The organism is Lutimonas halocynthiae, from assembly GCF_030409835.1.
GTDB lineage: Bacteria > Bacteroidota > Bacteroidia > Flavobacteriales > Flavobacteriaceae > Lutimonas > Lutimonas halocynthiae.
In genome coordinates, this window is sequence record NZ_JAUFQO010000012.1 from 84,039 (window position 1) to 98,563 (window position 14,525).

A 14,525-nucleotide genomic window follows, 5' to 3' on the forward strand; every position below is an offset into this window, starting at 1 on the left:
AAAACTTATTCAGGATATAAAAGATATTTTTCCCTGATCAATTTGAATTTTTCTAATTCAGGTTTCCAGGTTTTACTGATTTCTTGCGCACTCATTCCTGATTCAATTTGTTTTCTGAGATCTTCATTACCGGCATGAATCGTAAATGTTTTGCCGAAAAACTCCTTTTCTTTAGGCGTTTTTTGATAAGCATCAATCAACCATTCCAGATTGACCTTGTTCATCCAGGCTTCATTACTTAAATTATTTCCATGACATACTTCTCCCTTAAATTTAGGATTTTTAGAACCAAAATTTGATTCAGGAATATAAACCAGGTCGGATGAAGGAAAAAAGGGTGCTCCATAACGCTGAAATTGAAATTCAGTTCCCCTTCCTGCATTAATAATGGTTCCTTCGAAAAAACCAAGACTAGGATATAAATTTATAGCATGGTCATTTGGCAGGTTAGGTGAGGGTCTTACAGGCAAACTATATGTACTTCTGTGCTTGTAATTCAAACTCCGAATTACATGTAAATCACATTGAATACTATCTTTTAACCAACCTTCGCCATTTACCATCTGGGCATATTCTCCAATGGTCATACCATAAACCAGTGGTACTTCATGCATACCAACAAACGAACTGTGCTTAGATTCAAGCACTGGACCATCTACATAATGACCATTTGGATTTGGTCTGTCCAGAACAATTAAGGTAATTTCTTGTTCCGCACAGGCTTCCATAACAAGACTCAAGGTTGATATATAGGTGTAAAACCTGACACCAACATCTTGAATGTCAAATAGCACAACATCTATACCAGTCAATTGATCTTTACTGGGTTTTTTGTTTGCTCCATAAAGCGATATAATAGAAAGGCCGGTTTTGATGTCCTTATCATTGGCCACTACTTCTCCTGCATCAACTTTTCCTCTAAATCCATGTTCAGGTGCAAAGACTTTTTCGATATGGATATTATGACTTAACAAGGTGTCAATCAAATGCGAATAATTCTGATTCTCAGTTAAAGACCCCCGACTAACCACGCTTGTCTGATTCGCAACGACTGCAATTTTTTTGTCAATCAGAAAAGGAAGGTAACTATTCATCAGATCGGCAGCTGGGACAATTTTCAATTTGGTTGAATCAGCGGCGGTATAGGCATAAAGGAAATTATCCTTATTCATATTATGTGAGCTTCGAACATTAAAGGAACCTATAACAAAAAGGAAAACGATTAATTCAGTTACTAAAATTAAATATGTATTTTTGGACCGAATTAATCTTTTCATTTCAATTGAATTACGAGTTATTTATAGCCAAGCGAATCATTGCTTCTAAGGAACACAAAAATAGTGTTTCGTCACCTATAATAAAAATTTCTATCCTCGCTATTGCCATAGGAATTATTGTCATGCTTTTTTCGGTAGCTACAGGTGTTGGTTTGCAGAAAAAGATCAAAGAAAAAATCTCTGGATTTAATGGAGATATTCAGATCAGTAATTATGATTCTAATAATTCCAGGGTAACGGTAAGTCCAATTCTAAAGGATCAGGATTTTTATCCTGAATTTACCACTGTTCCTAATGTTAAGAAAGTACAAGCTTATGCCACCAAAGCAGGTATTATCAGAACACCGAATGAATTTGAGGGTATTATTTTAAAAGGAGTGGATAAAGATTATGATTGGTCTTTTTTTGCTGAATATATAAAATCTGGTCAGCCGCCAATATTAACCGGAAAGGTTTCCAATGAAGTACTGATATCGGCAAAAACTGCGGGGAGATTGAGCCTTAAAAAAGGTGATGAGTTCCATATGTTTTTCGTTAAGGATGACCCAAATAAGGCACCAAATTCAAGAAAATTTACAGTTAGCGGTGTTTTTGATTCAGGATTTGAAGAATTCGATGAGGCTTTTATCATTGGCGATATAAGACATATTCAACGCATCAATAAATGGAAGGATAATGAAGTTGGTGGATTTGAATTGTTTGTATATGATTTTGATCAACTCAGAGAAACAGGATTTGAAGTATATGAGCAAATAGATGCCTCTTTAAACGCATATACTATACAGGAGAAATTTCCAGCCATTTTTGAATGGCTAAGCCTTTTTGATACAAATATCATCGTGATTATTGGTATAATGATACTGATAGCGGGAATCAATATGATTACAGCTCTTTTAGTGCTTATACTTGAAAGAACGCAGATGATCGGTATTTTAAAAGCATTGGGGAATAACAATTGGAGTATACGTAAGATCTTTTTGTATAATGCGGCTTTTCTTATTGGTAAAGGCTTGTTTTGGGGTAATCTGATAGGGATTGGACTTTTGCTTATTCAAAAATATACTGGCATTATAACGCTTGATCCGGAAACTTATTACGTGAATCAGGCACCTGTCTATATTAGTATTCCGGCACTGATATGGATTAATTTAGGGACATTAAGTCTTTGTGTACTGATGCTAATTGTGCCTTCGTATATTGTTAGTAAAATTAGTCCTGTAAAAGCCATAAAATTTGATTAAATTTGCATTCCGAAAATCGATTTGATCATAGATCAGTGCGATTTGCTAATAAAAATAAAATATTTTGAACATATGAAATACGATATTATTGTCATTGGAAGCGGACCAGGCGGATATGTGACCGCTATTAGAGCTTCTCAATTAGGATTTAAAGTTGCAGTTGTAGAAAAGGCTGAATTAGGTGGCGTATGCCTTAATTGGGGTTGTATTCCTACTAAAGCTCTTTTAAAGAGCGCTCAGGTCTATGAGTATCTAAAACATGTTGACAGTTATGGATTAAAAGCCAAAGAAATCGATAAGGATTTTTCGGCTGTAGTCAAAAGAAGTCGTGGTGTGGCTGAAGGTATGAGTAAGGGCGTTCAGTTCTTAATGAAAAAGAATAAGATTGACATCATCGAAGGATTTGGTAAGATTAAAACTGGTAAAAAAGTTGATGTTACTGATGATAAAGGCGGTGTTACTGAATATAGTGCAGATCATTTGGTTATTGCTACAGGAGCAAGATCGAGAGAATTGCCATTTTTGCCAATGGATGGTAAAAAAGTTATTGGCTACAGACAAGCCATGGTGTTGCCTAAGCAGCCTAAGAAAATGATTATCGTTGGATCAGGAGCTATTGGTGTTGAGTTTGCTTATTTTTATAATGCAATGGGTACTGAAGTAACTATTGTTGAATTCCTTCCTAATATTGTTCCTCTTGAGGATGAAGAAATTTCAAAACAATTTGAAAGATCTTTGAAGAAATCAGGAATTAAAGTTATGACTAACTCTAGTGTGACGAAAGTTGATACTTCTGGAGCAGGAGTTGTTGCAAGCGTTTCAACTAAAAAAGGAGATATTACGCTAGAGGCTGATATTGTTCTTTCTGCTGTTGGTATCAAATCTAATATAGAGAACCTAGGTTTGGAAGAAGTTGGTATTGTTACAGATAAAGACAAGATTTTAGTAAATGATTTTTACCAGACAAACCTTCCAGGTTATTATGCCATAGGAGATGTTGTACCGGGTCCTGCTTTGGCGCATGTTGCTTCTGCGGAAGGGATAACTTGTGTTGAAAAAATTGCTGGACTAAATCCAGAACCTATTGATTATGGTAATATACCTGGCTGTACCTATGCTAGCCCTGAAATTGCTAGTGTTGGAATGACTGAAAAACAAGCGAAGGAGAAAGGTTTTGACATTAAAGTTGGTAAATTTCCGTTTTCAGCTTCAGGAAAAGCTTCTGCAGCCGGTAACAAAGAAGGCTTTGTTAAAGTGATCTTTGATGCTAAGTATGGAGAATGGCTTGGTTGTCATATGATTGGAGCAGGCGTTACCGATATGATCGCTGAGGCAGTTTTAGGTAGAAAACTTGAAACAACCGGACATGAAGTTTTGAAGACGATACATCCTCATCCAACCATGAGCGAGGCGGTAATGGAAGCCGTCGCAGATGCATACGATGAAGTAATTCATTTATAAAAAAAAAGAGGCTTTTAAAGCCTCTTTTTTTTTGCCTTTTTCTCAAGTATATATTAAGAATAATTCACCCTATTGTTTTATCTTTGCAAGGGTAATTTATCCCTGTTTTTGAGCCCCAAATAAAATGATTTAGGATTATAAAGAAAATCTATTTCAGTATAAAATTTTGAGATGATACTCAGAGTTTCTAAGCTGCTTTATGGCTTAATTTCGCAATCAGATAAAACAATAAAATAATAATCAATAAAAACAATAAATTATGGCTTTAGTAGGAAAAAAATTTCCAGATTTTGATGTAGATGCAATGAACGAAATGGGAGACACATTTAAGATCAATGTATATGACGAAGCAGTAAAAAACGGTAAAAAAGTTCTTCTTTTTTGGTACCCAAAAGATTTCACTTTTGTATGTCCAACTGAAATCAGAGCTTTTCAGGATGCACTTGGAGAATTTGAAGAAAGAAACACAGTTGTTATTGGAGCTTCAGTTGATACAGCAGAGGTTCATTTTGCATGGTTGAATACTTCAAAGGATAACGGTGGCATTGAAGGTGTGACTTTTCCTTTATTAGCGGATACCAATCGCAACTTGTCATCTCAATTAGGAATTTTAGACATCGTATCAGAATCTTATGATGAGGCAACTGGGAATGTAATGATAGATGGTTCTTATGTAACATATAGAGCAACCTATTTAATTGATGAAGAAGGGAAAATATTTCATGAAAGTGTAAATGATATGCCATTAGGTAGAAACGTAGCAGAGTATTTAAGATTGATTGACGCTTATACACATGTTCAGGAGAAAGGTGAAGTTTGTCCGGCTAACTGGGAAGAAGGTAAAGATGCCATGGTTGCTGATAGAGATGGTGTTGCTTCATATTTGAGCACTCACTAATTATTAAGATATTCGTAAGTCAAAAAAAAATCAGATTATGTTGACAGAATTAAAGAGCGATAGTTTGGCTCAAGTTATAAGTGACAAACCAAAAGTAGTGGTTCAGTATATGGCTACCTGGTGTGGGAACTGTAGAATTATGAAGCCAAAATTTAAGAAATTAGCTGCTGAAAATGAAAACATGGAATTTGTTTTAATCGATGCTGAAAAGTTTCCTAAATCAAGACAACTTGCTCAAGTTGATAATTTACCAACTTTTGCAACATTTGTAGATGGAGTCAAAGTGAATCAAACACAGACAAATAAGTTCGAAGTTTTAAAGGACCTTGTTAACGAAATCGTATAATGTATTAACCCTAAATAAACGATTATGAAATTACCGGTAATTAAACATTTGAATACTTTTATTGAAAATAATGATGAAGATTATCTGGTTGAGACTATCGAAGTCTTAGAAGATTTGACAGAGGTCAGTTCATTAAAAGATGAAGAATTGGATGTGATTGGGGAATTGATTTCTAATATGTACGGGGCACTTGAAGTTCATGCCGAGGTTAAAAAAGGTGTGGCTAAAAAAGAGGCACTCAATGGGTTTATGAAACGAGTTTTGGGTTCAATTGATCAATGATTGGTTTTGCCTAATTTTATTTTACAAAAACTCCCTAATTGTTTAGGGAGTTTTTTATTTTATGTAACTTAGTATAGAATTTTAACACTAAATATAATGACTAAAATAACACTTCAAGGAAATCAGATTAAAACGATAGGAAAGTTGCCAAAAATTGGTAAAAAAGCTCCTAAATTTAAACTTGTAAAAACAGATCTTTCAAAAGCAGGATTAAAAGACTTTAAAGGGAAAAAAGTATTGATTAATATATTTCCAAGTATTGATACCGGAATTTGCGCAGCCTCTTTAAGGAAGTTCAATGAGACCGCAGCAGGATTAGAGAATACTGTAGTTTTGAATGTTTCTAAAGATTTACCTTTTGCGCATTCAAGATTTTGTGCAGCGGAAGGGATTGAAAATGCCTTGACACTTTCAGATTTTGCAAAAGGTAAATTTGGCCGTAAATATGGCGTTACGATCAAGACTGGACCTATGAAAGGTTTGTTGTCAAGAGCAGTAGTCGTTGTAAATGAAGAAGGATTGGTTTCATATACTGAACAAGTACCTGAAATAGCTCAAGAACCTAATTATGACGCTGCACTTGAGGCATTGAAGTAGGTTTTTTAAAGATAAGCTCTGTTGAAAATCACTCATGAATAATCAAGAAAATGGCTTTGTCAAAGGAAGGGTAAAGAGTTTAAAATATGCCTTTAAAGGGCTTTGGCTTTTAATTAGTACTGAGCATAGTATTATGGTACAGACTGCTATCGCTATATTTATGGCGATTTTTGGTTGGTGGCTTGATATTTCAGCAACAGAATGGATTTTACAGATTCTCGCTATCGGATTGGTTCTGGTAGCGGAATCTTTGAATACAGCGATAGAGAAAATCTGTGATTTTATCCATCCAGATTATAATGAAAGAATCGGTTTTATAAAGGATATATCGGCTGGGGCTGTTACCTTTGCAGCTATTACAGCAATAATCATAGGATTGATAATATACTTACCTAAATTTCTGTAGATTTCGTTTATTTTAGATTTGAATACGTAGGTTTGTAACCTAAATTATTTATGTATTTTTGTGACCTATGGCTAAAGGGAAAAAAAGAACCTCCAGACCCAAGAAAATAATAAAAAAACCGAATAGTATTGTTAGCTTTTTTAAAAGTCAGCAAACCCATTTGGTTTTTGGCGTTTTGGTATTCTCCTCTGCTATTTTTCTTTTGATTTCATTCTATTCATTTTTGCAACATTGGAAAGAGGATCAAAGTATATTGGCTAATTTTTCTGACAAGACTTATAGTGCCAATAATCTATTGGGAAAATTGGGCGCTAATTTGAGCGATTTCTTTGTTTATGATGGATTTGGTGTCGCTACATTTATTATTCCCATACTATTGTTTTTCACAGGTTTATATATCATTCTGCATATCCCGGTAAAACAACTTTCTAAATCCTGGGTGAATGGATTGATAACGATGATATGGATATCATTAGGGCTTGCTTATTTGAAACCTGAATTGCCTTTGCTCGGTGGAAAAGTTGGTTTTGAAATGAATGAATTTCTTCAGATTTATATTGGAGGAATTGGCGTTTTATTACTTTTATTAATTTCATTTTTTGTTTTCATCATAGCATCTTTTAAGATCACTCCTGCCAAAATAAAGGCATGGATGCCTAAACCAAAACCTAAATTAAAGAAAGATCCCTCTTTGGTAGATGATGTTATTGAAGAAGGCTTTATTACTGAAACTATTGATGATGGCCCGGATGAAGAAATTGAATTGGAATTGGATTCTTTTGAAACATTAGTTCCAGAAAAGGAATTAGAAGAGGCAGTAATTCTTGAACCTGAAATTACATTAACTGCAAAAGAGCCAAAAAATGAAAAAGTCGAAGACATCATAAAAGAGGAAGATGTAGAAAAAATTGAGATAGAAGTAGAAGGACCTGTGCAGGAAGAACATATTGGGAAGAACCTATCAAATACGGCATTAAAAGACTTTGGTGAGTTTGACCCAAGACTTGAATTGTCAAAATTTAGATTTCCGGAGCTAAACCTACTCAAAGATTATTCTAATGAAAACATTCATATTAACAAGCAAGAATTAGAAAATAATAAGAACAAGATTGTAGAGACCCTGAATAATTATAAGATCGGTATTGCTAGTATTAAAGCAACTATTGGGCCTACAGTCACACTATATGAGATAGTTCCAGAGGCTGGAGTGAGGATTTCAAAAATAAAAAACCTTGAAGATGATATTGCCTTATCACTTTCGGCTTTAGGAATAAGAATTATTGCACCTATACCTGGCAGGGGTACGATTGGTATTGAGGTTCCAAATAAGAATCCATCAATTGTTTCGATGAAGTCAGTTCTGTCTTCCCAAAAGTTTCAGAATACTAAAATGGAACTCCCGATTGCTTTAGGGAAGACTATTTCTAATGAAACCTTTGTTATAGACCTTGCTAAGATGCCCCATTTATTAATGGCCGGTGCAACGGGTCAGGGAAAATCTGTTGGTCTTAATGCGGTATTGGCCTCTTTGCTTTATAAAAAACACCCGGCAGAGGTGAAGTTCGTATTAGTAGATCCTAAAAAAGTAGAGCTTACGCTGTTTAATAAAATTGAACGCCATTACCTGGCTAAATTACCGGATACGGAAGAAGCAATTATTACTGACACTACTATGGTAATCAATACACTGAATTCTTTGTGTATTGAAATGGATAATCGATACGATTTACTTAAAAACGCTTATGTGCGGAATATCAAAGAGTATAATACGAAATTCATAGCCAGGAAACTGAATCCAGAGAATGGTCATAAATTTTTACCTTATATTGTTCTAGTGATAGATGAATTTGCTGATCTGATCATGACTGCAGGAAAAGAGATAGAAGTGCCTATCGCCAGACTTGCGCAGCTTGCAAGAGCGATTGGGATTCATTTGATTGTTGCAACCCAGCGTCCTTCTGTAAATGTTATTACTGGAATTATTAAAGCTAACTTCCCAGCAAGGGTTGCTTTCAGGGTAACTTCAAAAATTGATTCAAGAACTATTCTTGATTCTCAGGGAGCTGACCAGCTCATTGGAAAAGGAGATATGTTAATTTCAACAGGAAATGATCTGACACGATTACAATGTGCTTTTATCGATACGCCGGAAGTTGAAAATTTGACTGACTTTATTGGGTCACAAAGGGCTTATCCTGCTGCCTATAACCTGCCAGAATACGTAGGTGAGGAAAATGGCACGAGTCTTGACATAGATATCGAGAGTAGGGATAAATTATTTGGTGAAGCAGCTAAATTAGTAGTTATCGCCCAGCAAGGATCAGCATCGTTACTTCAGAGAAAATTAAAATTAGGATATAACAGAGCGGGAAGAATCATAGATCAATTAGAGGCAGCCAATATCGTTGGGCCTTTTGAGGGAAGTAAAGCAAGGCAAGTTCTTGTTACAGATATGGTAGCGCTACAACAATTATTAGATAATGAACAATTATAAATTAAAGATTGGGCTTAGCTTCATAATGGCTATATTTTTTATTAATGTGGCGATTGCTCAAAATGACGAAGCAGCTAAATCTACTTTAGATGAGGCCTCTGCTACGATGAGTGGCTATAAGAATATATCAATGGACTTTGACTATGTGCTTGATAATAAAGCTGAAGATGTAAAACAGGAAATGTCTGGAGACCTTCTTTTAGAAGGGGAGAAGTATTTAGTGAACCTATTTGGTTCAACACAGATATTTGATGGTTCGAAAACGTATACGATCATACCTGAGAATGAGGAGGTGAATGTTAATGATGCTGATATTGATGAAGAAAACACATTTACTCCTTCAAAATTTTACACATTTTACCAATCTGGGTATACATATAATATGTCTGAACTTAAGCAGGTCAACGGAAAAAAAGTTCAATTTGTAAAGTTAACTCCTATTGATACTAATTCAGAGATTAGTAATATTATGGTTGGCATAGATACAAAAACCAATCACATTTATCAGATAATAGAAATTGGAACGAACCAAACAAGGACTATTTTAACTGCGAAAAACATCAAAACCAACCAACAGATCGACGCATCTGTTTTTGCCTTTGATGAAAAAAAATATGAAGATTTGAATTATATGATCAACAAATAAGTTGGTCTACTGAGATGAACTGTGCTAAATGAAGATCTTAAATAGATATATTCTTAAGAGTTTTCTGTCGCCTTTTTTAGCTACTTTTTTTATCATATTGTTTGTGTTGATTATGCAGGCTTTATGGTTACAATTTGATAAAATAGCCGGAAAAGGAATCAGTCTGCTTATCATTCTTAAGTTCCTGGCCTATATGGCGCTTATGATGGTGCCTACTGCACTGCCTATTGCGATACTTTTGTCTGCGATTATGGCATTAGGTAATATGGCTGAGAATTATGAGTTTGCCGCAGTTAAATCGGCGGGGATATCCCTTCAAAGATTTATTAGACCTCTGGTTGTCTTGATGATCGTACTGAGTTTTGCAAATTTTCTGTTTTTAAATTATGTATTTCCTTATGCATCCTTAAGATCCAAGAACCTCATATATAATATGAAAATGAAGGAGCCGGGATTGGCTTTAGTTGCTGGGACCTTTAATAGAGAGATTCCTAATTACAGTATAAAATTTGAAGAAAAATACGGTGAAAATGAGAACTTTTTAAAGAATGTTCTAATTTATGATTTACGTTCCAATACGGTAAATAACAAGGTTATAACGGCAAAAAGAGGAGAAATTGTATCCGAAGAGGGGAGTCGTTATTTGACACTTATTTTGGAGGATGGTTATTATGCAGAAGACATGATCGGCAAAAAGAATACGACTGAGACAAGAAAAAGGGCTCCTTTTACGAAGGCTCATTTTGATCATTATGAAGTAAATATTGACGTCTCAAGCATTGGTGATTTTGACCCTGATGATGTAAAGTATAAAACAGGGAAGGAAATGTTAAGTCTTAAGCAGCTTGATTTTTTCATTGACTCCTTGCAGGCTCCGTACCATGACTTTGTCATAAACAGGTCAGGAAGAGTATATAAGACATTGAAAGCTAACAGGTTAATGGTAGACACGTTAGGCGGAGAGCCGTTACAGCCTGAAATTTTGGATAACTTCACAGATAAAAATAAGCAATTGGTCAGTGAAAATGCATTTATTGCTATTAATGGAAACCTTGAGAACCTAAGAAGCTTTAAAGAAACTTTAAAAGATAAACGAAAGATCCTTAACGGTTATAATGTTGAATTTCATAAGAGAATTGCCTTTTCTTTAGCTTGTTTGGTATTGTTCTTTGTTGGGACTCCTTTAGGTTCAATTATAAGAAAGGGTGGTTTTGGTTTACCCATGATTATCGCTATTACGATTTTCGTGATTTATTTCTTTCTTTCGATATTTGGGAAGAATATGGCAGAGTCAAATAAAGTTTCACCTTTTATTGGAGGTTGGTTAGCCACTTTTGTGCTGCTTCCGTTTGGGGTACTCTTGATGATAAGAGCAACTAACGATAAGGGAATTTTTAACTTTGATGCATTTATGCAGCCATTTTATAATTTTTTCAACAAAGTATTTAAAATAAACAAAAATTAATTCGGTATACATGGAGAATAAAACGAAATCTACTATTGTGCTTAATTCTATAGAAGAAGCTATTGAGGATATTAAGAATGGTAAAATGGTCATTGTTGTTGATGATGAAAGCAGAGAAAATGAGGGTGATTTTGTTGCTGCTGCTGAAATGGTTACTCCTGAGATGATTAATTTTATGGCAACCAATGGTAGAGGTCTGATTTGTGCGCCACTAACAGAGACAAGATGTGAAGAATTGGATCTTGATCTCATGGTGGGGAAGAATACAGTTTTACATAATACACAATTTACGGTTTCTGTTGACTTGATTGGTCATGGCTGTACCACTGGGATTTCAACTCACGACAGGGCAAAAACGGTAAAAGCATTGACCATGGATGAAACCAGCCCTGAAGATTTAGGAAGGCCTGGGCATATTTTTCCTCTAAGGGCAAAAGACGGAGGAGTTTTGAGAAGAACCGGGCATACAGAAGCAGCAATCGATCTTGCGAGACTTGCCGGCTTAAAACCTGCCGGATTATTGGTTGAGATATTGAATGAAGATGGAACCATGGCGCGTTTACCTCAACTGATGAAGGTCGCAACTAAATATGATTTAAAAATAATATCTATAGAAGATTTAGTGGCTTATCGAATGAGTCACGATTCTTTGATTGATAAAATAGAAGATTTTAGCCTGGAGACCAGATTTGGAAAATATTGTTTGAGAGCTTACAAGCAAACAACAAATGGTCAGGTGCATATCGCCTTGACAAAAGGAGAATGGGAAATGGGTGAAGAAGTACTTGTTAGGGTGAACTCGACTTTGATCAATAATGATATAGTAGGTACACTTACCAATAATCCCGATGATAAGTTGGCTAAAATGTTTAATATCATAAATGAAGAAGGGAAAGGTGCAGTTGTATTTATAAATCAAGAATACCAGTCTTATGATCTGTTAAACAGATTGAAATTTTTAAAGAATTCGCAGCAAGGTAAGGAGTTGTCAGAACCATTATTGCGGATGGATGAAAAGGATTTTGGAATAGGAGCACAGATTCTTCACGATCTTAAGATCAACAAAATTAAACTCATTACGAACAGTAAATATTCAGGAAAACGAGTTGGAATGATAGGTTATGGTTTGGAAGTGGTAGATAATATTTCATTTTAGATTTTCCGTTTGGATTTTTGTATTTTCGTCTAAGTGAATTCACTTCGTAAAATATTATTTCCTTTTGCACTTATTTATGGACTTATTACCAGTATCAGGAATCTGGCTTTTGATATAGGGTTTTTAAGATCTAGGACCTTTGACGTTCCTACTATTGTAGTAGGAAATTTAAGTGTTGGAGGTACAGGGAAATCTCCGATGATAGAGTATTTGGTGGGGCTGTTTCAAGAGAAATATAAAATGGCTGTCTTAAGCCGTGGCTATGGTAGAAAAACCAAAGGCTTCCTGCTTGCTAATCAAACTAGTACTGCTAAGGATGTCGGAGATGAACCATATCAATTTCACAGAAAATTTCAAGACCTCGAAATTGCTGTTGATGAAAAACGCGTCAGGGGAATGGAAAAGCTCCTAAACGCAAAACCCGAGTTAGATCTTGTTTTATTAGATGACGCTTATCAACACCGCTATGTAAAAGCGGGTTGCTATATATTACTGACTTCTTTTGATAAGTTGTACATAAATGATTTCATGTTGCCAGCTGGTAATCTGAGGGAGCCACGTAGCGGTTCTAAAAGGGCTCAAATCATTATTGTCAGTAAATGTCCTGATCATCTTAATGCTGCCATGCGCGACGAGATAGAGAAGAAAATAAATCCTAATTCAAATCAAAAACTGTTCTTTAGCAGGATTGCATATGATGCGGCTATTATCAATAATAAAGGAAGGAAATCTTTAGAGGAATTAAAGAATAGAAAAGTATTATTGATTACAGGTATTGCTGATCCGAGTCCAATGGAGGATTTTTTGAAAAGGAAACTCATAAGCTTTGAGCATTTAAAATATGGCGACCATCAATTTATCGGGGAAGCCGAATTACTGGATATTAGAAGAAAATTGAGTGGTTTAACTGAAGAAGAGAAAATAATAATAACGACTGAAAAGGACTATGTCAGAAATTTTATCGACATAGAACTTCCCGTCTTTTATTTACCCATTAAAACGGAAATAATAGAAGACAGTAAAATATTTAATGATTTAATTCAAAATTATGTATGAAAAAATTAAAGAAACAGCAAGGTTTCTTAAAGACATAGGTATAGATAAGCCGGAATTTGGAATTGTTCTTGGCACAGGGCTCGGAGGCATTGTAAAAATGATTGAAATTGAAAAAAGTATTCCATATCATGATATTCCTAACTTTCCGGTGAGCACAGTAACAGGACATTCAGGAACTTTGATCTATGGTGAGCTATCAGGAAAGAAAGTAGTCGCCATGCAAGGAAGATTCCATTACTATGAAGGCTGGGAAATGTCAGAGGTGACTTTTCCAATTCGGGTTATGCATATGTTGGGAATTACAAAACTGATGGTGTCTAATGCTTGTGGAGGAGTTAATCCAGATTTTAAAGTTGGAGACATTATGATTATAAATGATCATATTAATATGATGCCTGAACATCCATTAAGAGGAGAAAATGATGAAAGATTTGGTCCGCGATTTGTCGATATGCACGAACCTTATAATCGAAAGATGATAAGCTTAATGAAAGCGACTGCCTTTGATCTTAAAATAGAGGTTAAAGAAGGAATATATCTTGCTTTACAAGGACCCACCTTTGAGACACCTGCAGAATATCGAATGGTAAAATTAATGGGTGCAGACGCAGTAGGTATGAGTACAGTACCAGAAGTTATTGTTGCCAAACACATGGGAATGGACTGTTTTGGATTATCAGTGATTACAGATCTCGGAATTGAAGGAAAAATAGAAGAAGTTTCTCATGAAGCAGTACAGGTTGCTGCTAAATCTTCAGAAATGACGATCAGCAGACTAGTCGAAGCTTTTATTGCCAAGCTATAGGTCAAAAAAAAGCACTTCTGGATGATGAAGTGCTTTAGCTTACTAACTCAAAATTAATTTTTAATGAAGTACAAAATTTTTGTGAGGAATTTTGTACGATACGAAAATAAGAAATATTTAAGGTATTCACAAGTAGATTTCTAATTTATTTGATAATTCAGTTAAATAATTAGTTTTTTATTGTGAATTATGGTGGTTTTGAGTGATAAAGCTGATGATGATACAATTTTTCGAATAAATTAATAATTCCTAAAACCTAAAAAGCACCTCTAAGAAGAGGTGCTTTTAGCTTACTAACTCAAAATTAATCATAATGAAAACAAAATTAGTGGGGAATTTTGCTTTGTCTTATTAATTGCAAATCCTATGCCAAAATCAGTTATTAATGTTAATAT

The 14,525-nt window shown here is 34.9% G+C and carries 14 protein-coding genes; 13 read left to right on the forward strand and 1 reads right to left on the reverse strand.

Annotated features, from left to right (window positions below):
- Positions 1–5 precede the first annotated feature (5 nt).
- On the reverse strand, positions 6–1,172 hold the full coding sequence (locus QWY87_RS12010) for an exo-beta-N-acetylmuramidase NamZ family protein (protein WP_290291490.1): 1,167 nt from the start codon (positions 1,170–1,172) through the stop codon (positions 6–8).
- A 110-nt stretch (positions 1,173–1,282) separates the two neighbouring features.
- Between QWY87_RS12010 and QWY87_RS12015 the strand changes: the two genes are divergently transcribed.
- The 13 genes from QWY87_RS12015 to QWY87_RS12075 all read left to right on the forward strand — a co-directional run bounded on the left by QWY87_RS12015 (position 1,283) and on the right by QWY87_RS12075 (position 14,130).
- On the forward strand, positions 1,283–2,518 hold the full coding sequence (locus QWY87_RS12015) for an ABC transporter permease (protein WP_290291827.1): 1,236 nt from the start codon (positions 1,283–1,285) through the stop codon (positions 2,516–2,518).
- 72 nt (positions 2,519–2,590) lie between these two features.
- Positions 2,591–3,979, forward strand: coding sequence for a dihydrolipoyl dehydrogenase (gene lpdA / locus QWY87_RS12020; protein WP_290291491.1), 1,389 nt, complete (start codon positions 2,591–2,593; stop codon positions 3,977–3,979).
- A gap of 259 nt (positions 3,980–4,238) precedes the next feature.
- Positions 4,239–4,877, forward strand: coding sequence for a peroxiredoxin (locus QWY87_RS12025; protein ID WP_290291492.1), 639 nt, complete (start codon positions 4,239–4,241; stop codon positions 4,875–4,877).
- Between the two features lie 37 nt (positions 4,878–4,914).
- On the forward strand, positions 4,915–5,223 hold the full coding sequence (locus QWY87_RS12030) for a thioredoxin family protein (RefSeq protein ID WP_290291494.1): 309 nt from the start codon (positions 4,915–4,917) through the stop codon (positions 5,221–5,223).
- Between the two features lie 24 nt (positions 5,224–5,247).
- Positions 5,248–5,505: a DUF6952 family protein gene (locus tag QWY87_RS12035; RefSeq protein ID WP_290291496.1), complete on the forward strand. Its 258-nt coding sequence runs from the start codon at positions 5,248–5,250 to the stop codon at positions 5,503–5,505.
- 96 nt (positions 5,506–5,601) lie between these two features.
- A complete protein-coding gene (gene tpx / locus QWY87_RS12040; protein WP_290291498.1) occupies positions 5,602–6,102 on the forward strand; it encodes a thiol peroxidase in 501 nt (166 codons plus the stop codon).
- 34 nt (positions 6,103–6,136) lie between these two features.
- Complete coding sequence (locus tag QWY87_RS12045; protein WP_290291499.1) at positions 6,137–6,508, forward strand: diacylglycerol kinase family protein; 372 nt, start codon at positions 6,137–6,139, stop codon at positions 6,506–6,508.
- Positions 6,509–6,575: 67 nt separating this feature from the next.
- The gene (locus QWY87_RS12050) at positions 6,576–9,002 is read left to right on the forward strand and encodes an FtsK/SpoIIIE family DNA translocase (protein WP_290291500.1); all 2,427 of its coding nucleotides are present in this window, start codon (positions 6,576–6,578) and stop codon (positions 9,000–9,002) included.
- Positions 8,989–9,648 carry an outer membrane lipoprotein periplasmic chaperone LolA1 gene (lolA1, locus tag QWY87_RS12055; RefSeq protein ID WP_290291502.1) on the forward strand — a complete coding sequence of 220 codons (660 nt, stop codon included), beginning with the start codon at positions 8,989–8,991 and terminating at the stop codon, positions 9,646–9,648. Before QWY87_RS12050 ends, lolA1 begins: the two co-directional genes overlap by 14 nt.
- A 28-nt stretch (positions 9,649–9,676) precedes the next feature.
- Positions 9,677–11,113: an LptF/LptG family permease gene (locus QWY87_RS12060; protein ID WP_290291504.1), complete on the forward strand. Its 1,437-nt coding sequence runs from the start codon at positions 9,677–9,679 to the stop codon at positions 11,111–11,113.
- 10 nt (positions 11,114–11,123) lie between these two features.
- Entirely contained in the window at positions 11,124–12,269 is a 1,146-nt protein-coding gene (gene ribB / locus QWY87_RS12065) for a 3,4-dihydroxy-2-butanone-4-phosphate synthase (protein ID WP_290291506.1), read from the forward strand.
- A 33-nt stretch (positions 12,270–12,302) separates the two neighbouring features.
- Entirely contained in the window at positions 12,303–13,325 is a 1,023-nt protein-coding gene (gene lpxK / locus QWY87_RS12070; RefSeq protein WP_290291508.1) for a tetraacyldisaccharide 4'-kinase, read from the forward strand.
- The gene (locus tag QWY87_RS12075) at positions 13,318–14,130 is read left to right on the forward strand and encodes a purine-nucleoside phosphorylase (RefSeq protein ID WP_290291511.1); all 813 of its coding nucleotides are present in this window, start codon (positions 13,318–13,320) and stop codon (positions 14,128–14,130) included. Before lpxK ends, QWY87_RS12075 begins: the two co-directional genes overlap by 8 nt.
- The last annotated feature ends 395 nt before the right edge of the window (positions 14,131–14,525 follow it).